This window comes from Lactiplantibacillus sp. 30.2.29 (assembly GCF_018991255.1).
GTDB lineage: Bacteria > Bacillota > Bacilli > Lactobacillales > Lactobacillaceae > Lactiplantibacillus > Lactiplantibacillus pentosus.
The window spans coordinates 23,681-47,863 of the sequence record NZ_JAGYGU010000010.1; the positions used below are offsets into that span (position 1 = coordinate 23,681).

General features: G+C 48.4%; 19 protein-coding genes and 1 pseudogene. 8 read left to right on the forward strand and 12 right to left on the reverse strand.

Going from position 1 to position 24,183, the window contains the following annotated elements:
* The first annotated feature begins 5 nt into the window (after positions 1-5).
* Both KGF65_RS06975 and KGF65_RS06980 read left to right on the forward strand, forming a co-directional pair.
* Positions 6-953 (forward strand): LysR family transcriptional regulator, encoded by a 948-nt coding sequence (locus KGF65_RS06975; RefSeq protein ID WP_105920840.1) that lies wholly within the window; start codon positions 6-8, stop codon positions 951-953.
* 368 nt (positions 954-1,321) lie between these two features.
* Positions 1,322-2,308 carry a S41 family peptidase gene (locus KGF65_RS06980; protein WP_105924352.1) on the forward strand — a complete coding sequence of 329 codons (987 nt, stop codon included), beginning with the start codon at positions 1,322-1,324 and terminating at the stop codon, positions 2,306-2,308.
* A 213-nt stretch (positions 2,309-2,521) separates the two neighbouring features.
* Here KGF65_RS06980 and KGF65_RS06985 read toward each other — a convergent pair whose 3' ends face one another.
* Entirely contained in the window at positions 2,522-3,682 is a 1,161-nt protein-coding gene (locus KGF65_RS06985; RefSeq protein ID WP_216748243.1) for a hypothetical protein, read from the reverse strand.
* Positions 3,683-4,270: 588 nt separating this feature from the next.
* On the opposite strand from KGF65_RS06985, the gene KGF65_RS06990 reads away from it, so the two are divergent.
* The gene (locus KGF65_RS06990) at positions 4,271-4,945 is read left to right on the forward strand and encodes a dihydrofolate reductase family protein (protein ID WP_213472194.1); all 675 of its coding nucleotides are present in this window, start codon (positions 4,271-4,273) and stop codon (positions 4,943-4,945) included.
* A 186-nt stretch (positions 4,946-5,131) separates the two neighbouring features.
* Here KGF65_RS06990 and KGF65_RS06995 read toward each other — a convergent pair whose 3' ends face one another.
* The 9 genes from KGF65_RS06995 to KGF65_RS07030 form a co-directional block, all read right to left on the reverse strand.
* Complete coding sequence (locus KGF65_RS06995; protein WP_021336329.1) at positions 5,132-6,112, reverse strand: 3'-5' exoribonuclease YhaM family protein; 981 nt, start codon at positions 6,110-6,112, stop codon at positions 5,132-5,134.
* A 10-nt stretch (positions 6,113-6,122) separates the two neighbouring features.
* Positions 6,123-8,618: an AAA family ATPase gene (locus tag KGF65_RS07000; RefSeq protein ID WP_213472192.1), complete on the reverse strand. Its 2,496-nt coding sequence runs from the start codon at positions 8,616-8,618 to the stop codon at positions 6,123-6,125.
* Positions 8,605-9,825, reverse strand: coding sequence for a DNA repair exonuclease (locus KGF65_RS07005; RefSeq protein ID WP_105924348.1), 1,221 nt, complete (start codon positions 9,823-9,825; stop codon positions 8,605-8,607). Before KGF65_RS07005 ends, KGF65_RS07000 begins: the two co-directional genes overlap by 14 nt.
* Before the next feature lie 68 nt (positions 9,826-9,893).
* On the reverse strand, positions 9,894-10,238 hold the full coding sequence (locus KGF65_RS07010) for a YlbF family regulator (RefSeq protein ID WP_050340010.1): 345 nt from the start codon (positions 10,236-10,238) through the stop codon (positions 9,894-9,896).
* A gap of 90 nt (positions 10,239-10,328) precedes the next feature.
* Positions 10,329-12,458: a PBP1A family penicillin-binding protein gene (locus tag KGF65_RS07015; RefSeq protein ID WP_213472190.1), complete on the reverse strand. Its 2,130-nt coding sequence runs from the start codon at positions 12,456-12,458 to the stop codon at positions 10,329-10,331.
* A gap of 1,315 nt (positions 12,459-13,773) precedes the next feature.
* Complete coding sequence (locus KGF65_RS17270) at positions 13,774-13,896, reverse strand: hypothetical protein (RefSeq protein ID WP_003638431.1); 123 nt, start codon at positions 13,894-13,896, stop codon at positions 13,774-13,776.
* Positions 13,897-13,964: 68 nt separating this feature from the next.
* Entirely contained in the window at positions 13,965-14,426 is a 462-nt protein-coding gene (gene argR, locus KGF65_RS07020) for an arginine repressor (RefSeq protein WP_050340008.1), read from the reverse strand.
* Positions 14,427-14,694: 268 nt separating this feature from the next.
* The gene (locus KGF65_RS07025) at positions 14,695-15,816 is read right to left on the reverse strand and encodes an aminotransferase (RefSeq protein WP_050340007.1); all 1,122 of its coding nucleotides are present in this window, start codon (positions 15,814-15,816) and stop codon (positions 14,695-14,697) included.
* Between the two features lie 65 nt (positions 15,817-15,881).
* Positions 15,882-16,490 carry a LysE/ArgO family amino acid transporter gene (locus tag KGF65_RS07030; protein ID WP_216748244.1) on the reverse strand — a complete coding sequence of 203 codons (609 nt, stop codon included), beginning with the start codon at positions 16,488-16,490 and terminating at the stop codon, positions 15,882-15,884.
* Between the two features lie 214 nt (positions 16,491-16,704).
* Here KGF65_RS07030 and KGF65_RS07035 point away from each other — a divergent pair, with 214 nt between their 5' ends.
* From KGF65_RS07035 to KGF65_RS17010, 5 genes and pseudogenes are all read left to right on the forward strand, one after another.
* Positions 16,705-18,156 carry a PLP-dependent aminotransferase family protein gene (locus KGF65_RS07035; RefSeq protein ID WP_088769703.1) on the forward strand — a complete coding sequence of 484 codons (1,452 nt, stop codon included), beginning with the start codon at positions 16,705-16,707 and terminating at the stop codon, positions 18,154-18,156.
* Between the two features lie 105 nt (positions 18,157-18,261).
* Entirely contained in the window at positions 18,262-18,498 is a 237-nt protein-coding gene (gene dltC, locus KGF65_RS07040) for a D-alanine--poly(phosphoribitol) ligase subunit DltC (protein ID WP_003638426.1), read from the forward strand.
* A 303-nt stretch (positions 18,499-18,801) separates the two neighbouring features.
* Positions 18,802-19,412 (forward strand): annotated as a pseudogene (locus tag KGF65_RS07045) (L,D-transpeptidase).
* Entirely contained in the window at positions 19,412-19,972 is a 561-nt protein-coding gene (locus KGF65_RS17005; protein ID WP_225368238.1) for a hypothetical protein, read from the forward strand. Before KGF65_RS07045 ends, KGF65_RS17005 begins: the two are co-directional and overlap by 1 nt.
* A 198-nt stretch (positions 19,973-20,170) precedes the next feature.
* A complete protein-coding gene (locus KGF65_RS17010; RefSeq protein WP_253954398.1) occupies positions 20,171-20,563 on the forward strand; it encodes a hypothetical protein in 393 nt (130 codons plus the stop codon).
* A gap of 179 nt (positions 20,564-20,742) precedes the next feature.
* On the opposite strand, the gene KGF65_RS07055 is transcribed toward KGF65_RS17010, so the two are convergent.
* Entirely contained in the window at positions 20,743-21,399 is a 657-nt protein-coding gene (locus tag KGF65_RS07055; RefSeq protein WP_050340002.1) for a hypothetical protein, read from the reverse strand.
* A gap of 587 nt (positions 21,400-21,986) precedes the next feature.
* On the reverse strand, positions 21,987-24,035 hold the full coding sequence (locus KGF65_RS07060) for an ATP-binding cassette domain-containing protein (RefSeq protein WP_216748245.1): 2,049 nt from the start codon (positions 24,033-24,035) through the stop codon (positions 21,987-21,989).
* Positions 24,036-24,183 lie beyond the last annotated feature (148 nt).

A 24,183-nucleotide genomic window follows, 5' to 3' on the forward strand; every position in this document is an offset into this window, starting at 1 on the left:
TCCATTTGCCAAAAACTGACTCCAGCGAGATGCGCCGCTTTTTGGACGTCCTCTTAAAACATGGCAACTTTACCCGGGCTGCCCGCGACCTATACATCTCTCAGCCTTACCTGACACAAAGCATTCGCAACGTTGAAAAAACACTCGGTGTCAAAATCATCAACCGTGATGTCAGTCCACTTCGACTAACGCCAGCCGGTCGGACCTACTACCAGTATTTGACGGCGTTGGAAAATGACAAGGCCGCTTTTACCAAGCAACTACGCCAATATACGCATGCAGACCAAGTCGTGCTACGATTGGGCATCTTACCTAGTTTGGGGAACTACTTGCTGCCGTTGTTTTTGCCCGCTTTTCTGAAGGCGCACCCCACCACAAAGATTGAATTAACCGAGGATATTTTGGCCCGCAACGAGCAACGGGTGTTACGGGGTGAACTCGACTTTTTGATTGGTCAAAATCCAGAGACGATCGCCCCCGGTTTAGATAGCTTCGACCGCGGCCGCGATGGCTATTACGCCATTATTCCCAACACGGTCACTTGGTATCAACCGCATCAGGCCTATTTAAACCCCGGCGCACTCACCACCCAGGACTTGCTACAAGCCCCACTCGTGCTCTCGCCCCACGGTTCTTCAATTCGGCGCCAAGTTGATTATTTGCTGCAAAAATACAACGTGTCGCCCAATATCGTCATTGAAAGCACCAGTACGGCCACCATCACGAAGCTCGCCACAGCTGGACTGGGCGTGACATTTCTCCCAGACAGCGTGCACACCCGTCCGGACCCCGAACGTTACAATCTACTGCCACTACCGCAAGACTTGCTGTCACTGAATTACTTTATCGCATACCCATCAGGCCACCAGCTCAACAAGGTGGAAAAAGACTTGGTCACGATATTCTTAACACAACTCGAAGCGGACTTGGCGCAGTCGTCGACGATTCCATAGGCGTTACGGTTGCTCTGATATAGTTAATGGTCGTGGGTTGGACGAGTAACAACTTTAAATAATCACCTGAATTTTAAATCAATTAAATATGAGTTAAAAACGAGTTATCACGGCATTTAGGAGTCAACTGCTGGATAACTCGTTTTTGATTTTAATAAGCAGAGACCTGCTCAACTAACGTGACGTTCTAATTGCAACTCACGGTTACCAGATTTACACTTTAAATGACCTCAATTCGATCAAAATAACACTTTAAGTGATGGTGTTTCAAACCAGGCCCCGTCCTTTCTCATCAGTGGTCAGGTGGTCATCATCGCCGTTCAAATCTTTCAGCCAACTAAATTATCCGACTAAACGAAGCGCCAAACATGAAACGTAAACTTTTCCGGGTTATTGGGACCCTACTAGCTTGTATGGGCGTTATGATGCTAACCACCAGTCAACGCTTGTCGTCCCACTTTGACGCCCGACCCGCAATCGCTGCGATGACGCGTCGGGGGATCATCAATGACCGAGCGAGTTGGCAAACCATCCGCGCACAAACTGACGACGGACGCCAAATTACCTCGGTCACACAATTGAGCCGCTTGCTTCAACGCGCAAATCGGCATTCGTTCGCTGTTAGCAACATCCAGCAGGTCGAGCACCATCAATTACCGCGTCTCGTCACGGAGCATCGATTGAAATTCATCAACGTGCCGGGCTTCTTTAGTCAGCGTCGAGCCATCCAAAAACAATATTGGCAACGCCTACAAGCCCTGCTAAAACAAACCAGTCCCGCATCTCAACTAATTTTGAACTTTGCCAGCAATACGGGTGGCCTTGCAGAACCGATGATTGCCGGTTTGGCCGCGATCATCCCCGATGGCACGCTCTACACCGGTCTCGACAATCACGGCCGAGCCTTTCCACGAACCCTGCACCACGGGCACCTATCTGATAGTTTAGGACAAGAATCTCTGACGTTCCAACCTCCTAAACGGCTCTATTTTAAACACATTACCGTCATTGTCGGCGAACAGACCGCCAGCGCCGCGGAAATCACGCTTATGGCGCTGAAACGTAACCCTCACGTGACATTAGTCGGACATCCGACTGCCGGCTATACGAGTCTGAATAGTGGCGTCTACCTGAATACCGGGGCCGCTGCCGTTTTGACGATTGGCACCCTCAAGTCGACCGTCAAAATTCACGGTCAGCAATTGTTTAACAATCAGCCCCTCATCCCAGATGTGACCACGCTTTATCAGCCACTAGCGCCGACTCGGACTGGCCATCATCGGCAGTCAGCGCATTTGGATCCGGATTTCATCTCGGAATTACAAACGATTGCCCGCTCCCAAGGCAGCCAGTAAGTGGGCACGTTTTGTTCACGTCACTCACGATGGATAACCGTTGGCTGTTCTCAGTCATCAAATCGCACTGTTATTGCGACCATCGCGCCTGGTCCCCGTTTCGGCCCGGCCCTAAAACGCCGACTCATTTAAAATAATTAAAAAAGACCGCAGCCCAGCCTAATTGCCGAGTCCGCGGTCACCGATATACATCAGTCATTAATAAAAACTAGGCTAAAAAATCAACCGGCGAATTTGCCGCCAGCCCCAGATTCCAATGGTAATCACAATCGCGGTGATCAACCACGCCACTAAGACGATGCCAACACTGACCATCGCACCTAACGCCTGATTGGACATGCCAACAGCGGCTAGACCTGGAACGCTCTCTGGCCGAAACATGCCATACGCGATTAAGCGTACCGCAATCAAAACCGTGCTGTAGCTCGCGCCCAATTTCCAGGCTGGCTGTTCTTGCGACTCGTCATCATCGTCTTCATCATTGAATTCAGCATCAAAATGCCGCGCCCATTGTTCAGTATTCGCCGGTTGTGCTAAATCCCAATGTTGCCATGCATAGACCCAATTTCGCTCAGTCTCTTCGTTGAGTTTGCCATCGAGTGTTCGCTGCGTCAGCTTGTTTTGCAGCGTCACCTTCGCTGTCAGGTCGCCATCCCATTCTGCTTGGTCCAACAATTGCAAGGCTAGTGAGAGTCCTTCCACGAGTGTAATGGCCTGGGGATCAACATCGCTAGCGTCCACGATTTGTTGCCATTGTGCATCCAATTCAGCGTCACCCGACACCTGCCACGACTCTAAGGCGTTTAGCAAAGAATAAATATCAAACGGATCATCTTTCAAGTTATACCGCGAGATGAATACCCACACGACTGCCCGTAACTGACGCATCGTCAAGGTCTGAGGCGCACCCTCGGGATGCATGCTTTGACGATGTCGTTGCCAAATCTGCCACCCGGCGCCGGTCACCTGAACAGCCGCGCGAGTCCCAAGTAAACGCAGGTACTCGTCATTGGCTTGTCTTTGCAAAAAGGCATTCATCGCCGCATAGGCTTGCACATTTTCTAATTGGCGTTCAGGACGGACCGAAGTTGGCAAGACGACTTCTGATGCGTCATCGGTTGTTACTGAAGTATTCTCAACATCCGACGTCGGCTTGAGCACTTCAGTGACCGGCCGTTGCCAGTCGGCCCAATAGGCATCATCTTCACTCGGAGTGCCAACCGCCCCCGCCTGCATCTGATTCAGCAGATCCTCGACAGATTCATTCATTTCATCCAAGTCATACTCATCTTCTAGGCCAAGATAATCATCGTTCACCCAGCTGTCGGCCAGCCAGTAAAACGTCGTTAAATAGGCTTCGTGTTCAGTCATCATTTCCCGTAATTCCCCTTATTTTGTTTTCAACTATTACTTAGTTAGGTCCGCAATTCTCGCTGTGTGCGATTGCCAGTTGTTAGCTGCTTACAGCCCACCATTCCGCGGGTCAAACTTGAACCGCACGATAGAGTCCCCCTGATGGACAAGTCAAATTGGGCTAATATCTGAGGCCAGCAAGCACCAATCAGTTGGTAAACTTGCCAATTGCACATAACGCACCAATTAATCAACCATTTCACGAACCAAATAGCCTGATAATCGTTGAGTCCCATAACTAATAACTCGTAATAACTTATCATGTTAGCTTAGGAATTACAATAAAAATTTTTATAATCGTGATTTCACCTCCAAAAAAGCGCCCCCAATCAATGCCACATCTGAGGCACCATTTCAGCTTCAATTGATGTTAATCACATACTAGCCACACGACTTGCCTTGTTTCAGGTGAGTGCGAATCGTCACGATTGCCGGTTATTTTGGCAAATAATTGTCTTTTCTCCAGCAACTGACTTGCATTAAAGTACACTTTAACAGTTATGATGAAAGCAACCTCAGATTTTAACCATGAATGGAGCGAACTTTAACATGAATAAACCTTACATTATTTGCCACATGATGACCTCAGTCGATGGTCGTATCGACTGCAACATGACTGCCCAACTTCGCGGCGTTGAAGACTATAACGCTAGTCTAGTAGCGCTGGATGCGCCCAGCCGTTTGAGTGGACGAATCACTGGTCAATTGGAATTAGCAGCGGGGCCTTTCAAAGCGACAAACGCGCAGGCAATCGGTCACGAAGCTTTTCAGAAAAATCGTGAAGCAGCTGGCTATGAGATTGTTGTTGATACGCATGGCACCTTACGCTGGCACGATGATCGTAATGCTAGTCGACCGCACCTTTTAATCGTCAGCACATCCGCCCCTCAAGAATATGTCGATTATCTTGATTCCAAGCACATCTCTTGGATTGCGACGGGTGAAACTAAAATTGACTTGAAGCGCGCCATGGCCGTAGTGGCAGACGAGTTTAACGTGCGACGGCTCGCAGTCGTTGGCGGCGGTCACATCGATGGCTCGATGCTTGAAGCCGGATTAATCGACGAAGTGAGCCTGCTCATTGGGGCTGGTGTTGATGGCCGTGCGGGGCAAACCGCTGTGTTTGATGGGTTGACTAAGAGTGACCAACCAATCAGCTTACACCTCAAAAGTGTTCAGCAGTTTGACTCCGATGCCGTTTGGCTCAAGTATTCAGTCGACTAACCGTATTGACGTACGCTGAACGTCATCATATTTAAATGTCAGTATGCCACAAAAAAAGCGGCTTCCCAGATTTTTAAACAAATCCGAGAAGCCGTTTTATGCTAGTTTGCAATCAATATCAAGCGACAGGCGCTATCTTAACAAGGTGTAAAGAGCGCCCTGGCTAGCAATTAGTCACCGTTAAAATCAGTCATTATCTTCCGACAAATCGCCCTTAGTCTTGTCGCCAGTTGGTCGGTAAAAATTACGGCCATCCATCGCGAAGATGCGCTCCGTATACGTTCCCGGTTCAGCGTGGCCAATGGACGTTTGCATCATTTGAATTGAGGCGTCTAATTCGTCTAAGTCGTGGAGGATTTCAGCTTCCATAATATGCGGTCGTACGGGTGAGCCGTATTCCAATAACCCGTGATGGGCCAAAATCGTGTGGCGTAAGACCAGTACGGATTCTGATTGCTCATCAATTTTAAGTTGCTGGCACGTCTCAACGATTTGTTCATCAATCAACACGATGTGCCCAACTAAGTTACCGGCCAGCGTATAGGTCGTCGAAACAGGGCCTGACATTTCAATCGTTTTACCCATGTCATGCAGAATCGCACCTGCGTATAGCAAAGCCCGGTTAACGTGTGGATACTGGTCGGCAACGGCCTTCGCCAGCTTCAAAATCGAAAGTGTATGGTACGCCAAGCCACCAGCAAAGGCGTGGTGGTTCTTCTTGGCTGCCGGATAACTAAAGAATTTATCGTGAAATTCAGTCAACATGTGCCGCACGATTCGATTCCAGTTGGGCTCGGTGATGCCAAAGACGAACTGGTTGATTTCATCCGCCATCGTGTCCGTTTTGATTGGTGCATGTTCGACGAATTGTTGCACTTCTTGCGGTTCGCCGGCATGGGTCAGCCGCATCTGTTGAATTTTGATTTGTGGATTACCCTGGTAGTTTTCGCGTTTCCCTTTGAGGTGCACGATCCGCCCCGCTTGAAAATTCTCAACGTCGGTATCACTGGCATCCCAGAATTTTCCGGAAATTTCACCCGAGGTATCTTGGAAATTAATGGCTAAAAACTTTTTACCATTCTTGGCAATGCGTACTTCCGAATCTTTGAGCAAAAAATAGCCGTCCACTGTTTCATCCAATTGATAGTCAAATAATTTTTTTGCCATATTGTCCCCCTTAGGTTAACTGCTGCACGGTCGCGGTTGGCAGCTGTGTTAAAGCCGCCGTCTCATTAGTAAAGTATAACACTTGATGCTGGCGCGCGACGGTGGCCAAGGTCTGCCAAGCTGCCCGTTTGCGCTGATCATCGAAATTAACGAAGCCGTCATCAATCATCAGCGGCAATTGAGCTTGTTCTGCGAGATGGTCAATCAAAGCCAGTCGCAGCGCTAAATATAGCTGTTCCTTAGTGGCCGTTGACAACGCAGCGACCATGAAGGACGTGTCACTGGTTTTGACGACCATTTCATCACCCTCTAAGTCAATCTTATTATACCGCTGTGCCGTGAGTTGCGCGAAAATGGTAGTCGCTGCAGCTAAAACGGTCGGTAATTGTTGCTGCGTCAACGCTTCTAATGAGGCGTCGATCCAGTTGGCTCCCAGTTGCCGCGTCAACCATTGACGGGCCATCACCGTAATCTCGGTCTGTAGGTTGGCTTGTTGTTGCCGCAAAGTTGCGTAGCGACCATCTTCCGTCAAATGCTGCAGCTGAGTCTGGGCGGTCACAATATCGGCTGCTAATTGGGTCTGTTGTTGATCGATCTGGGACCGTTGCTGCCGCAATTTGAGAATGGCGGCTTGCAAATCGTCCAAACTTGCATATTGTTGCAACGCTGCCAGTTCGGCCGCTGACAACTGTTGGGCCAACTGCTGAGCACTGGTTGCATTAGCCGCCTGCGTCTCTTGGTCAGCAACCGCTTGCGTTAACGCGTCGATATCCGCTAAACCATGAGTCGTCGCCAATTGTTGCAATTGTTCAGTCACTGCCCGCACCTGAGTCGTCAGCTGCTGAACTTGTCGTTGGGCAAAGGCAAAATCAGGCCCCGCCATGGTTTGTTGCTGCATCACCTGGTGCACGTGGTCGTAAAAATCCGCGATTCGCGTGACACTTTCAACCAGGTGCTGTTCGTCAACTGGTAACCAGTCCCGCGCAAATTGATACGCCTGAATATCATGCCACAACTTGGTGGCCTGCGCTGCCAAGGCTTGGTCAGCATTCGTAACGGCGGCCTGTGCACGTTGCAGTGACCCCACTAAGTCCAGCTGTTGCAAAGCATCACTGGCCGTTAAATCAGGTGCCAATCCAGCCGCTACCAACTGCTCGGACAATTGGTCTGCCGCCGTTTGCCCAGAAGTTTGTGCTGAAGATGAAGCGTGCTCTAGTCCGAACCAGCCCAGTAGGCCGACCCCAATCAGCATGAGGACCCATTTGAAGCCACCCAGCGGCAACCCGATGCCGGCAACGACCGCGACGCCCCCGGCAATCAGGCGCCAGTCAAGCGATGACGTCGAAGGACTTGGTGTCCGTTGCGTTCGCGTATTCGCCGTGGCCGCCAGCGTGGCCTTCAGCGTCGCAATCGCCGCCTGCTTGTGAGGTGACAAACACCCGAGCAGCTCGGGATGAGCATTGCTTTGTGCTTGAAAATCGGCTTTGGCTGTCGCCGCCTGTTGCGTGAGCGCCTGATACTGGCCAACTGCCTGTTGCAGGGTCGGCAATTGCGCTGAAAGTTGATCAAACTGCGCTTGATGTTGCACGTAGAATCCGACTAATCCCTGTGATTGCGTATCGACAGGTTGTTGGCTCAACTGTTGCCGCGCACTCGCTAAGGTGTGTTGTAAGTCAGTCCGTTGCTGGCTCAGTTTGCGATAAGTTGCCACCGTCGCCGCATCAAGGGTGGTGGTCGGCTGACTCGTTTGTAATGCGGTTAATTGCTGATACACCGGCCATTGGTTGCGTAAATTAGCCAGTTGCTGTTGTTGATGTTCAAGGTCTGATAATTGACGGTTGACCTGCGCCTGTTGGGTTTGCAACGCGGCGAGTTGATTTTGTAAGCCCTCATATTCGGGATAACGTTGTTTAGCCGTTTTCACCTGCTCGTTTAGCAAATGGTAGCGCTGCAACGCTTGATTTAACTCTGGTTTACGGCCCCGTGGCTTGTATAAAGCTTCTGCATCCGCACGCAAGGTTGCCGCCGTTTCGCGCCATGGCGCACTACCCACCAGCCCAACTTGTTGGAGTTGCACGTTCAAATCACTGGCGCGCAAGGTCTTAAGTGCCGTCAATTCAGCTTGATTAAAAGTAAATAATCGTAAGTATTGGTCACGGTCATAGGGTGCCAACCACTTCTCTAGCAGCGCCATCGGTTGAAGGGCCTGAGTCGTCAAATTCGTCAAAGTAGCTGGCTGTTCACCCAACCGCGTCAGGCGATAAGTCGTGCCATCAACAAGCAGGTCAATCGAACCGCCATATTGGCTCGTACCCTGGGGTTCGTAGCGTTCCAGCGGATGCCGTCGTGACGGGAACCCGAATAGCATCCCCAAAATAAACGCGCGTAAGGTGGACTTGCCACTCTCATTCAAGCCATAAATCACTTGCAGCCCGTCGCCAAAGGTAAACTGACGTTGTTGGAACTTGCCGAAGCCGGCGATATCAAGCCGTTTAATCTGCATCATCCGTTCCTCCCGTCGTTAAGTGATATTGGTCGTTCAGTAGTCGCGCGACCCGTTGTTGCCAATCAGCAGGCGTCGTGGACTCTAATAACGCCGTATTCAAGAAATCTTCGTCTAATAACTTGCCAGCGAGTGTGGCGACCTGCTCGTCAGTGACGACATCCTGGCCAACCCGTTGCCAAGTCGTCGCGTTGATACCAAACAATGGCGCGACGGCTGGTGCTGCTTGTTGGGTAATCCCGACTGGCCACCAATGTTCACCGGCATGCGATTGGAGTTGGGCCAATAAAGCACCTTGATTCAAAGCCAATTCAGCTTGTGCATTCAATTGAAGTGTCGCTGGTAGCACAATCGTCACGAGTTTTAAACCAGTCGTCATCGCCACCATCAGTTGATCGGTCAATTGTTGCTGCAGTGCGGCCCGACTAAGCGGTGTCTTGGCATCCAACGTCGGTGTCCAATCCATCCATTCAATCTCAGTAAGCGCATGAAAGCTGGGTTGCAGCTGTCCATCCGCCTGACTCGTCACGATCAAACACCCCTTGGGCCCGGTCTCACCGCGATGGCGGCCTTGCAAATTCCCCGAATACACGATTGGGGGCTGCTGATTCAGCGTTTGACGTTGATGAATGTGTCCGAGTGCCCAGTAATCGTAGTGTTTTGACAGTAATTCCGTGACGTTAAATGGCGCATAATGGTCCCCCGCCGTCCCGGTTTGACCATGTAAGGTCCCAATCTGGTAATCAACAGTGGCGTCCTTAGTCGGGTAGTCGGCGCTGACGTCGGTCGTTACCCAGCGCTGTGAATAGCTAAAGCCGCTGACCGCGACCCGTTCTTGAGCCCGCGTCGTCAGAGTCACCGTGGTAACACTTGCATCAAAGACATGCACGTTAGCTGGAAAATGCCAGCGTGATAAGTCCGTCTGAAAATCATGGTTTCCAAAAGAAAGCAGGACCGGAATCTGTACGTCGTTGAGCCGTTCTAAAGCCGTCATCAGTGCTGCTTGAGCCTGCACACTCTGGCCTTGTTGATCAAATAAGTCTCCGACCAACAGTACAAAGTCGACCTTTTCGGCAATGGCTAAATCAACTAAGTGCGTTAAGGCGCGCAGCGGTGCTGTGACCAACCGCTCCTGTAATGCGGGCGTGACCCCGCTTAATCCTTGAAACGGGGTATCTAAATGTAAATCTGCCGCGTGTAAAAGTTTCATTATTCCCTCCACGAAAAAGGGGCAATCACGAAATTGATTCCGTCATTGCCCCTCGACCCTTAATTTACTTAGTTCTGGTATAAATCTTGAACGGGCTTGGTGATGATTTGGTTCAAATCATTCATCAATTGGTTCAAGTTACGTTCTTTACCCATTAAGGACTTAATTTCGTCAACGTTACCAACTTTGTCAGCTAGCTCATGGGCTTTTTGGACTTCTTCATCCGTTAATTCTTCGCCGTTCATTTGCTTTTGTGACAGTTGCATCTGAATTTCTTGGAAATCCTTGAACAGTGAAAAGGCGCTGTCGTTGGTCTTCATTGTCTCATAAGCGACCTTTAATTCCTTAAATTCCTTCGTTTGACGTAATTCTTGTTCTAATTGGTTCGCAGTATCGTAAATGTTTACGGCCATCGTGAGTTCCTCCTCAAAGTATGTGTCGTCATTATTTTAGCATTTTTGACCGTGCTTGAATAGCATTAGTCTATTCGGTTGCTGACTTTACTAGTTACCGAGTAAGCTCTTGGCCTTCGAGAACCAGTCCTTCGCCTTATTTTTGACGGCATTAGCGCCCTTCTCGACGTTTTCCCAAACAGAAGAACCACTGTCAGAACTGTCTGAATCATTATTATCATTTTCAGTTGCCAAGGTGGCCGCGTCTTTGGTTCCAAAACTGGTATTAGCCGTATTCGGCAGAATGTTTTGCAATTCATTCTTCACTAACGATGACAGCTGGTTTTCGGACAAGCTCTTCAGATAATGGGTACTGTTGGTCGTATCAAACCCAATCCAAGTGGTCATGACAATATCGGGCGTATAGGCGATCATCCACTGGTCTTTAGTTCCGGAACCGGTGCTATAATCGGCCTGGGTACTCCCAGTCTTACCAGCCACTGAATACCCGTATGGCTTAGCGGTCGCCCCGGTCCCGCTATTGTAGGTGCCGAGCATCATACTCGTCATCTCTTTGGCGACACTGGCGGACATCAGCCGTTTGGTCTTAGTCTTCGTATTATCGACAATCACATTACCGCTGGCGTCAACAATTTTGGTAATAAAATGGGCGGTGGTCTTCTTCCCATTATTTGCAAACGCCGTGTAGGCACTCGCCATCTGTTCTGGTGAGACCCCGGTCGTCAAACCACCGAGGGCCAGCGCCAAGTTATCATCAGATTTCGTAACGGGTAACCCGAACTTCTTGACGGACTGGTAACCCTTATTGACCCCAATCTTATTCAAGAGCCAGACCGCCGGAATATTCATACTTTGAGCAAGCGCCGTGTACATCGGCACCGACTTACTATAAACATTGTCATAGTTCTTCGGCGCGTATTTGTTAGCACCAAACGTCTGCTTCTTATTAGAAAGTTTCGAATCATAAGTGTAGCCATTTTGTAATGCCGGCGTATATACCGCGAGCGGTTTGATTGTCGAACCCGGTTGCCGTTTAATTTGCGTTGCCCGGTTGAAGCCACGGAAGACGTGCTTACCGCGACCACCAACGACTGCAAGAACCCCACCAGTGGAGGGATCGACCGCAATCGAAGCACCTTGGACCTTAGTCCCATCGTCCGCATTCGCCGGGAACAAGGCCGAGTTCTTAAACGAATCCTGCATCTGAGTCTGGTCATCTTGATTCAATGACGTATAAATCTTATAACCCCGATTCATAATGTCGGATTCTGACAACCCATACTTATTAATGGCTTCATCGATGACCGCGTCGAAGTAATACGGATAATTATAGCCACTTTCATAATGATAATTATTGGTCAATGCCATCGTCTTTTTCGAATAGACGTCATATTCTGATTTGGTCAATTTACCGTTCTCAACCATATTATTCAGAACCACGTTCCGCCGCGCCGTTGACGCCTTCGGATGACTGATTGGGTCATAGCCGCTTGGCGAACTCAGCATCCCGGCCAACGTTGCAGCTTGGTCGACCGACAATTCAGAGGCGTGCACGCCAAAGTAACGTTCCGATGCGTCTTCAGCGCCCCAGACCCCGTGGCCAAAGTAAGCGTTATTCAGATACATCGTTAAAATTTGCTTCTTAGAATAGACATTTTCAGTCTCAATCGCTAAGAAGATTTCACGGAACTTCCGTGAAAAGGTCTGCTGTTGCGTTAGGTAGGCATTCTTGACCAATTGTTGCGTCAAGGTACTCCCACCACCACTGATGTAGTCGCGGCCCAAAATCTTATTCATGGCATACAAGACAAACGCACGGCCAATCCCTTTAATTGAGAAACCATGTTCCTTATAAAAGTTCCGGTCTTCTGTCGAAATCACCGCATTTTGCAAGTTCTTCGAAATACTACTCAAATGGACGTAGGTCCCCTTTTGCGAATACAGCGACCCGGCCTTCTTGTTGTCCTGATCATAAATGACCGTTGTCTTTTCTAACTCGGCTTGCAAATTGCCAACTTTGGCTGTTTTTGCTTCATAAGTTAAGTAGGCACTCCCAACTAAGATGACCGACAAAACGAGTACAATCAACCACCGTGTCACTTGGCGGCGATGCCACTGATAGCCTACCACAGCAGCAAACCGCCGCCAATATGGTGCCAACCAGTGGCCAATGACTCGCAAGCCGTCTTTGATCGTGGCCCAAAAACCATTATTTTGCATAATCTTCCCCTTGTTCAGCGAATGGCCCTGTCACGACCACTCACGTTACTTGTTAGCTTTTACAATTGTATCATAAATCCTTCAACCGGCTAGAATTCGCACGAACCTTGAAAAAATCTTCAATAATGTTAATTTTTGTCATTGGTTAAGGACCATTCATGGCTAAAACGTGCCAGTTTAGATTCTTGTTAGTCAGCCGGTGGGCGTCTTAGTCCGACCTCCGGGGCTGGCTGACAACGCTGGAACAGGGCGGACATCGATTTGAACTCACGCAGAAATCCACTGCGCAATTTCAAATACGAGTCTTCTTCTAGCCCGGGAAGACCACCCGGACAAGAAGAATTTCGCCCTTGAGCATTGTCAGCCAGCCCCTCCGGTCGGGAAGCCGCTCGAATGGCGGATGAACGGCCACCTATCTTGGCGCAATTGACCACTGATTATGAGATGACTGGTCCTTCAGGCAAACTTTTAGTTGGTATCGATAAAGGCTTATAGTATCCGGCAAGACTTATAGCGTTTAATTATTGAGACGATTGCCTGAATATTAGTTACTCATCTCACTGCCACAAATTAGTCGATAAAAATGCTGCCGCATTAAAGTTAAAGACTTTGTTATCTCAGACGACTAGCAAAAGTCCTGACAAGTTCAATGAAGCCGTGTATCCGAAGCATTAAAACATGGGTAAGAAAGTTTAGCGATTGTTAGCAAACTGTCTGACACTTAAATATCAAGATGACCGTGTACAATGGAACCAACGATTAATCATACAAAAGGTTGGGTCCGCACATGTCCGCCTTTCGAATACCATCCCAAGCTGGAAGGTGTTCTGGGCAAGGCCAAGTGCTTTTAGAGTGTGAGGTTCAGACGGGTTGGGACTGAGGATTAGCCTAGCTAAAGCGTTAAGCGGCGAACTTCCGCTTGGCGTTCTGGCGTAGCTAACCGGAAGTCCCAGTCTGACCCGAACACGTTTCGGCTATATTGCATAGAACACGAAAGGCCAGTATTTAAGACGTGGGCTGTCGGCTTAAATCTGTGCCCACCACGCTCCGGCCATTGCCCAGAATGCCTGGAAGCCGGCTTAGGACGAACCTATCACTGCATGTTTACGGGTAACTCGCACTGTTTCCAGCGGGTCTCAGCTGGTTGCCTTTGAACTTATGACTTGGCACGTTTTAGCTATCTTTAATGTCGAATAATATATCAGAGATTTAGGTGAACGTCACACTCAACTAGTGATTAGGTAAGTAAGAAAAAAGCCTTCAAAAAAATCATTAAGATTCTCCTGAAAGCTCAACTGTTATGATTGATGTGCGCCTATTTGCGCCGAACGCCACGTCGATTGGCATTCAATTCATTCTGTTGTTGTTTGAATTTATCAAATGTCGCATCGCGTTGTTTTTGATTTTTTCGAGGCGTCCGTTTCTTGGTATATTTCATCTTTCCCACCTCTTCAATGTTAACATGATAGCGTGAACGGCTAATCGATGCAACCAATTAGTCCACCACTAGTCCTCATTGGATACGTGACTGGCAAATGAATCGTAGAGTTGCTTGGCGACCGTTGTGTTCGGACTGACGACAAAAATCGTATCATGACCGGCTAGCGTCCCGCTCACTTCGGGTAGATTTAAATCATCGATGATGGCTGCCAGCAAGTTCCCATTGCTAGGCAGCGTATGAATAATATTCATAAATTCGACCCGATCAATGCTCGTCACCACGTCATGTAAGGTTTCAAACAAGCGGTCTTGTTCATTTTTATTGTTTGCCTTAAAAATCGCATAGCGCGTCTGGCCGTGCTCATCCGGGGTCTTGACGATTTGCATCTCCCGGATATCCCGCGAAATCGTCGCTTGCGTGGCAGCGATACCCTCCGCCTTGAGCTTGGCCATCAATTCTTCCTGGGTGGCAATTGGATATTCAGTAATTAGTTGCGCAATAACTGCTTGACGCTCAGACTTTTTCATCTCGCGGAACCTCCCTAAATCGTATTAGTGAATACATTATACCAAATATTCAGGCTGTAAACTACGCGTGTGACGCCAAAAAGCACATTTTCCGCGTTTAACCAGAAAATGTGCTTGCTTGTTATTGTATATTTATGAATTTTCGCTAGTCAGCAGCTGTTGAACTAGACCGGCAATTACCACTAAAAATACGGCCTTAAAGTTTATTCGTACATCCGACCTGCCGACGTCAGTAAATTACGCCAGACACCCAGTCGAAAAAACAGGCCTAATCGAATCGGCGTAAATAATTGCCTAACAAGGCCAACCCTCGTTCCAAAGTCGTGGTATCCGTGCAATATCCCAAACGGGCATGACCGGGAATATCAAAACGTGAGCCAGGTACTAATAAAACACCGGTATCTTTTAACAACTCACGACAAAAGGTCTCATCATCAATTGGAATATTCAGCTTGATGCACGATACCGAAATACTATGTGGCGCAATCAAGTCTACCCGGGGTTCATCAGCGACCCAGTTCGTCAGGATTTTGAGGTTCCGTGCGACTAGTTCCTGATTGCGGGCGCGCACCTTATCGCGATGACGCAAGATTCGGACCGCCAGCTGGTCATTGATGACGCCGCCTGAAATCATGGTATAGTCGCGGTACTTGCGAAAAATATCGGCCACTTCCTGACTAGGCGTTGCGGTCCACCCGATGCGAATGCCGGGTACCGAATAAGTCTTTGACAGACTATTGACCGCGATACCACGGTCATACAAATCGGCGATGGAGACAAACGGCGTCGCATCCAACGGTTCATACACTTCATCCGCTAAGACGTAAGCGCCAACCGACTGAGCCACTGCCACGACTTGTTCCAAGAGTGCACGGTCCAATAAACTCCCCGTCGGATTAATCGCATTGTTGAGCAAAATCATTTTGGTATTAGGTCGAATCAAGCGCTGCAATTCTTCAATATCTGGCAACCAGTCCGCTGATTCATGAATATGCCAATAATCGACAGTCGCACCCAACGACTTGGGAATATCATATAGCTGTTGGTAGCTTGGGTATAACGCAATCACGTGGTCGCCGGGTTCAATCAGACTGTAAATGGCCAAATGATTGGCGCCGGTTGCCCCGTTAGTTTGTAACACGTTGTCCGCGGGGACGTGTTCATATAAGGTACTGACGAGTTGTTTGAATTCCGGTGAACCTTCGATCCAACCATAATCCAGGCGCGCTGCCCCCAGCTCCTGGTAAAACTCCTGTGGTGCTTGTTGGTCGTCCAAAGCGGCAATTTCAGCCATCGTTAAGGCCGCAATCGAGCTTTGACTAATATCGGTGGTCGCTTCACGCTCATGTGCGTTCAGCCAAGCTTCCACCCCAAAACCAGCAATTTTCATGCGTATCGTCCCTCTCATTAAAAGTCCAATACGACTAGCATACCGATTGTCTGAGCGAACCGCAACTATATTTTAGTCACGAAGTTCGCGAGTAGTTTAATCCCGTATAAAATAATAATCAGCCCGCAGACACGGTTGATCCACAATAAGACGCGTGGCCGCATCAGGTGCTTGAATTTACTGATCAAACTCGTGAGGCCGATAAACCAAATAACGGACGCGATAATTACGCCTGCAATGAAAAAATGCGTCAGCGCTGCAGGAATCGACACCCGAAAGGCCGCGAGTAATACTGACCCATCGATTAAGGCTTGTGGATTTAGCCACGCCACTGAAAACGCCGTCAAAATCGCCGCTTTATAAGAAAAATCACTATCGAGTGTGTCCATCGCCGCTTCTGGTTGCCGCAACAATTGCCAACCAATGTAAAAGACCAGTAAACTGCCGACGAATAACACAGCTAATTCCAGCCACGGTGTTGTTTGTAATAACTTACCGATGCCATAAAAGCATGCGAGTGACAGAGATGTATCAAACGCAATGACAATCAATGCAACGCGCAAGGCCCGCTGTAGTGGTTGCTCGATGGCCGTTGAGACCACAAATAAATTTTGCATCCCAATTGGTGCAATATAAACGATACCGAATAATAATCCTTGTGAAAAGACTTGCATAGTTACCCCCTGTTACCAGCCAATCCTGTCATCATCCCAACCAATTAATGATTAGTTGAGTGACCAAACTAGACTGGCTTTTAATTCAGAGATGATTATAATAGAGATAATCTCATTTGTAGCCAACCGATTTGAGCTTTTTAGCCCAACCACTAGCACTTATTTCTGAGGGATAGGTTCAGCTGCTATTTTTGAACACACAGGAGGTCCGTCTATGGCCGTATTAACGATTAACTGGCAGCCAGATAAGCAAGCTACCACACCAATTTACCAACAAATCACTGATTATTTTCAGAAACAAATCTCGACCGGCAACTGGGCAGTCGGATCCAAACTGCCCGCACAACGCAAACTCGCGGAACAGTTTGGTGTCAACCGTAGTACCCTGATTACCGCGCTAGACGAACTGATGGCAGTCGGACTGATTACCAGCAATCCGGGCTCTGGCATGGTCGTTTCCGGGAATCACTGGTCCAGCCTCCTTGCCGAACACGTCAACTGGTCCCAATACGTCAAAGCCGGGCAATTCAAGCCCAACTCCCACGCCTTGCAAAAAATCAACCAGTTTGAGACCGACGCCGTCATCCGTTTGAGCACCGGCGAACCCGCACCGGAACAATTCCCGCGGCCACTCTTTCAGCGGGCCTTCGCACATCTGGGCGAGCGACTCACCAGTCTCAATTACACCGAACCCGCTGGTATCTTAGCGTTACGGGAACAAATCGCGCGTCACTTACAAACGGTTGGCATTAAGACCCAACCCGAAAACATTTTAATTACGTCCGGCTCCTTGCAAGCACTACAACTCGTTTCAATGTCACTATTTCCAAAGGACGCGACAATTTATACCGAAGCGCCGACCTACGTCAAATCCTTGCATGTATTTCAGTCCGCCCACACGCACTTGGCAGGCATTCCGATGGATAATCAGGGCCTGGCCTATTGGCAAATGGCCGCTCCCGCACCCGGGCAGCACGCCATTCTCTACACCATTCCGACGTTCAATAATCCAACTGGCATCGTGATGAGCGCTGAGCGCCGCCAACAAGTCCTGCAAACCGCTCAGGAACACCGTTTGCCAATTTTAGAAGATGCCGCCTATCAAGACGTTTGGTTCGAACAGCAACCGCCACAGCCGTTGAAAGCGCTTGATACGACTGGCAATGTGATTTATTTTGGCAGCATCTCAAAGTCACTGGCACCCGGACTGCGCATCGGTTGGACGGTGGCAGCCCAACCGGTCATCGACCGACTGACGGATGTGCGGATGCAAACGGATTACGGGGCAAGTTCATTGTCACAGTTGGTCTTAGCTGAGATTCTTGCGGACCCTGAATACGACACTTATCAGGCCAATTTTCGAGCCGTTTTAGCCCAGAAAGCCGCCACCGCGCAAGATATTTTGCGCCATTACTGGGGCGACTTTGCCACGTGGCAAGCTCCGACTGGCGGTTTTTATTTATGGGTACGCTTGGCAGACAGCATCAACATTCCCAAGCTCTTTGATCTGGCGACTGCCCATAACGTGTTATTCAATCCTGGTAGCATCTATGACTTCCAGCCTAATCAATACATTCGCCTGAGTTTCTCTTACGAATCGAGTGCGCGTTTCGAACAGGGTATCAAGATTTTGACTGAGCTGATTCACGCCAACTTCAATGTTTGACCCTGTAAAGATTTGGTTAACATCCCTAATTAACCATCATCTGATTACAAACTATGCTAAGATGATACTGTTCCATTAATTATGAATAAGGGGAGTATGTTAATCATGGACGATGTTAAAGCAACGGTATTATCGATTTTACAAGATCTAACTGGGGAAGATGTTTCAAGTAATATGGATGCCAATTTATTTGATGAAGGCATCTTAGATTCAATGGGTTCTGTGCAACTTTTATTGGAACTCCAAAATCAATTAGGGATTGAAGTCCCCGTTTCTGAATTCGAACGTTCTGAATGGGAAACACCGGCAAAAATCGTTGCCAAGGTCGCCAGCTTACAATAAGCGACCACACCGAAACTGTTATCATGAAATTAAGCGCATCAAGAGTCGCGTTGATTCTTGATGCGCTTTTTAGTATTGTCATTCAATCAGTGACTCAGTAAAAAGCCATTCAGCATCGGCGTTAGCCCGTCACATTAACATTCGGTCCCCCCGCTTCATCCGAAATCCATCAGCATTTCGTCACTCAGCCAAAACTTTACGCAAACAATATGCAAAGTTTACACAATTTTGATAAACAAACGTTCGTTCGCTGAGTAAACTACATTATTATGATGCAATCGTTCATTTGCGGGGGGAATCGATTTGAAAACACGTGAAACACAATTCATTTGGCTGACCATTGCAGCCAGTAGTTTGACCATTTTGATTGGTTTTGGACAGCTCTTCATTAGCCATCATCAGCACGCTGTCCAGGCAAAATCAACCATCGCTGTGACTCGGCCCGCTGCTAAGCCTAAGGCACCGACGCCGATCAAAATCGACTGGCATCAGCCGTCCATGCGCAAGGCCTATCCAACGCTGAGCAACTATGCCGACTTGAACATTCAAGTCTCAATCAAACAGCAGCGCGTTTATTTAAAAAACAACGACCACGTCCTCTATACTATGCGCGCCTCAACGGGTAAACAAGGCTCTGAGACACCGCGTGGTCACTTTGAGATTCAGCCGGAACGCGGCCTCACTTCTTTAACGCCCAGTCCGGCGAGGGGGCCAATTATTGGGTCTCCTTCAAAGACCACGGCATCTACCTCTTTCACTCGGTACCCGTGGATGAAAATAACCACTATATTAAGTCGGAAGCCGAACAGCTCGGGAAAGTGGCCAATTCACACGGCTGCATCCGCCTGTCGATTGCCGATGCCAAGTGGTTGTACGAGAATATCCCGACCCATACACCCGTGGTGATTAGCTGATGGAACAGCTTGATACCGCTAGTGCCAGCGACCGCCACAACTTGGTTTGTTATCTCGGTAGCATGATCATCACGTTCTTTTGCTTTTACGGATTCAACTATCTGGTCACTTGGCTCACGATTCAAAAGACAGGTAATCCACAGACACTTGGTCACGTCATGGCTTTAATGATGTTACCTGCGATTGGTCTCAATTTGGTGGCAGGCCAAGTGTTATCCCACTATTCAGCAAAAACGATTATGTTTGTGACTGATATTTTGACTGCGCTTCTGTTTATGGGTGCCTATGGCTGGTTCGAAATTAGAAACTGGACCATTACCGGATTAGTGGTGGTCGCAATTCTCAATAAGTCGATTGGTGTCTTTTATAAACTTGGCAATAAAACGGTGCTTCCGGAGCTATTTGCCAGCACACGGCTTAAAACCATCAACGGCTATCAAACCCAGATTCGTCAGCTGGCAATTGTTAGTGCCACCACAATCATTACGGGTGCGTTGTTGTGGCTCGACCCCGCGACGCTGATTCTGATCATGGGTGGTGCGTTCGGCTTTTCAACTTAGCTAGACTGGCAATTTCAAGTTAGCCCTAGTGCCCCATCACCTCAGGCAGCTGAGCATTCTAGCTATCGATCGGTCGCGCTACCTAAATGGGCATTAAGTTACGCGGTCATCGGTTATCTGATTGATGCTGTTGTTGCCGTATGTATTCCCTGGATCGCTGTCACCTACCTTCAGGGTCACTGGCAATTAAGTTGGCTATTGACGGCAAATGCACTCGGTATCTTGCTGGGGCCGATTGTTTTCAGACGAAGTAAGCCATACACATTACTGACTTTAACGTTATCAGCCGGTATCTGCTTGCTGTTCATGCGTGCATCATTATACCAGCTACTACCAATGATGCTGGTGCTCGGCGTCCTGCGTAGTCAAACGAACATTCAATTTTTTACGCATATTCAGCAGATGCCCACTAGCAACCGCCACGCACTCATGATGTGGGTCCTCACAATTATTGATACTAGTACCGTGATTGGGAGTTTACTGGCCCCCAGATTGATTTTGCACCTCGGGTCCTGGGCGTTAGCAGTGCTTGGTGCCGCGATCGTCGGATTTTGCCTCATCAAACAGGCCATTGATTATCGCCATCGCTAATCAGCTCCACATATTAAATCGTGTCGCATTGTGGCATCTGGTAACCGTGTCACGATTTGAATCGCGGCTGGTCCAGGCCACAGCTTTTTTTAAATACAATTTTGGGTCACACCGGCGCCCGACACGACACAAAAAAGCACCCGTTGCTCCTCACAGCGCGTGTCGTTTGGTTTAAAGAATTAAGCTACTAATTTGGTCAAAATCTGAGTGGCGTCTGCCAAGACCTGCTCTGGATGTTTGCGCGCATCCGCTAACATTCCTAGGGGTTGCAAATCCAGGGCCGCAAATTCAGCGTGTCGGGTTTGAAACTGCCGGTGAAATGGGACTAACTCCGCCACAGGCCTCTGCCGCCGAACTGCCACTGGTGCCGGGTATTGATTCAAAACCGTGTAGATTTTGGGATTGGTTACCGTGTATTCCATGCTGAATTGTAATGCGCCTAAATCTTGGTACAACAATGTATTAACGTCTGTTTCAGTAGAATAGGTCAAAATAATTTGTTGGGCTAGTGGTAACCAGCATTCATTCCATAACCAGGTATAATTGTCGTGTGTCGGACCACTTGAAGCGAGATCAACTAGTAAATAGTCGCTTTGAATCCCTTGCAATGCCAACCAAAATTCATCAAGTTCCGCTGCCGTTTGGATGTCCGTTTGCCACTCGTGGCTCGAACGGCCATTAATCGTCGTCCACGTTGCTGTATGGTAGTCACATTGTACAACCGTGACCGTGGCGCCCCAATTCGTCAGTACATTTGCTAACGCAAGCGTCAGCAAACTTTTTCCGCTGGCTGGCTGCGTGCCACCGATAACCAGTGTATGCGGTTGTTTCTTCAAAGTAATAACCTCCCTCACTTAATTTACACCAACAGCATAACCGCAGCGACTTGTAATTGCTAGTATTTTGCATGTACAAATGGGGGAATTTCGGGCTTTTTATGAGAAGTCACTGATAAGTTTGTTGGCGAATTAATTCACTCGCTGAACAAGTAAAATCAACACAACTGTTCCCGTCAGATTAGCTGTCAAGACACGGTTTTGCCCAGACTCTCAAATCTTCAAAATCAGCCGTACACAATTTAAACAATTGCAATTCAATTTATAAAATGTCAATATTTCGAGCAAAAATTAGTTTTTACTAATAATAATTTGTTCTATCAATTAACTAACTAGCAGCACAGCCAGAGTCCTACATTGACATTTAGCAACCACTGGTCACCCGATTTTAGCTTGATAAAGCAAAGAAAACTCACGATAACCTGAGACGTTGTTTCGTAAGATGCGATAGATATCGTTAAAAAAATTAGCTCAGCCAGCAAGTCACACTAGTTGAGCTAAGATAACAATTTAATGTGAAAGCCATCATTTTTAGAATAGCTTTGTGACATTCGAACTACACATTTCACTCGAAGACAATCAAAGCCTTATTCACTTAACAAGGCTTTGATTGGATTTGCCCGTGCTGCTCGCCGTGCTGGCAAAATAGCGGCTAACCAAGCAATGACGATAGCCAGAATAAAGACAACCACAATATTACTGAACTGAATTTGAACCAATGCATAGCCCCCTGTCAATTTGGCTAGCATATGATTTAAGCCCCGTGCAACAACGTACGACAGGCCCGTTGCGATGGTGGCGCTAATCAATCCAATCATTAAGGCTTCACTGGTAAACAATCGTCGAATATCCCGCCGTCGTTCACCCAACGACCGTAAAATACCAATTTCTTTCATGCGGGCACTGACCGACATGAACATAGTTACAATGATCATGAGTGCGGAAACAACCAATGAAATGCCTGCGATCGCCGCTAAAACGGCGGTGGCAATATTAACGTAAGTATTGAACGAATCCAGCGTTGCGGAAATACTCGTCGCGGCAAACGGCCGTTTACCATCAATCGTCAGATGATTAATTTCGTTAACCACCGCCTGGTTCTGCATCCGACTCGTAATTCGGGCCGTAACAAACGTTGGCTGAGTCGAAACCTTGGCAGCAGCCCGCATCGATTGCATCGTCTGATAATTAAGCGCATTGATTCCGACTTCTGAGGAACTATCGACGATACCGGCAACAGTCAGCGTACGACTAATTGTCACTGGCTTTCCTTGGAGATTGAAGGTCTGATAACTGACCGATACCGGCTGGCCAACTAATTGCCGCCACTTGGTTGCCGACCACTTCTGGGCAATCGACGATTTATCGAGGACAATTTGGTTATTACCTGGAACGTGGCCAACTTTCAAATTACGGGTTGATTCATCACTCGTCCAAGTCGTGAGTTCTGGCGCCGCAAATTTCTGTTGATTAATGGCGATCGTCGCGTTCGTCGCTGAAATACCTGGTTCAATAGTAGTCACATGTTTTAGGTCCCGCAACGCAGTCAGCTGAGGCCCCGTAAACACTGGCATCCGCGCGGCGATTCCGCCAGCCACTGCGGGATCATAGACCGCCGCAGCTTGTTCTTCTCGATCCTTAGCATTATCGACCTGATGCATGACCATGATTGACTGCGGATCCACTAATGCGTTCATCTCATGGTTGATATAGCCTTTGATTCCTGTTCCCAAGCCATTGAAAAGCATTACTGCAAACAATCCAATCGCGGTCCCAATGACGATTAATGTATTCCATGTCCAAGTATGGCGCATGTGTTTAAACGCCATCATGACTGAGACGTGCCAAGGCAACGGCCGTGCGGGTAGCTGTTGTCGAACTATCGGCTGGGGTTTCTTGGGTGAACCGGCGTCCGTTGCCGCACCAACGCTCACAGGTGAAGCTTGCTGTTGTCCGTTTGCATTCGATTGTGGTTGAATGTGACCATCGTTGAGTTCAGCAATCCAACTAGCGGCGTGAGCCACCCGCTGAGAATGGGTGACGCAAATCACTAAACGGCCATCTTGGGCGATTTTCTGAAGCATCGCCATCACTTCGGCTGTGTTGTCCGCATCAAGCGCACCCGTGGGTTCGTCTGCAATCAGTATCTGCGGGTCGCCAGCCAGTGCCCGCGCAATCGCGACCCGTTGTTTTTGCCCACCAGAAAGTTGCTGTGGATACTTCCTGATTTGGGCGGTCAAACCAACTTGCGCCAGTAACTCATGTGCGCGTCGGAGTCGTTCCCCATGACTGAGCTTGGTCATGTCTAGCGCCAACATCACATTTTCGAGCACCGTTAGATGGGCAATCAAGTTGTATGACTGCGAAATATAGCCGATCACCTCACGCCGATATTGGTCAAGCTGCTTCTCGTGGTGGTAATCCAGCAACTGTCCCGCAATCCGGACTGTCCCGGCGAAATCATGGTCCAAACCACTAATGATATTCACCAATGTCGTCTTACCGCCACCGGACTCACCCACAATCGCCACAAATTCCCCCAGTTCAAATTGCAGATTAATGCCCTTTAAAACGTCAAATTTTTGTTTACCGATTTGATAACTTTTATGAATATTTGTTAGTTCCAAATAACTCATCACCAGGCCCCCAATATGGCTATTCGAATTACCCTTCAGAATACCACCCGGTCACTCCAAACAGTCGCAGAACTATTTGGTATCGAAACTTGCCTTATTAAGGAATTGAGGCGATCAAAGCGCCCATTATTCGCTATAATCAAGCAAA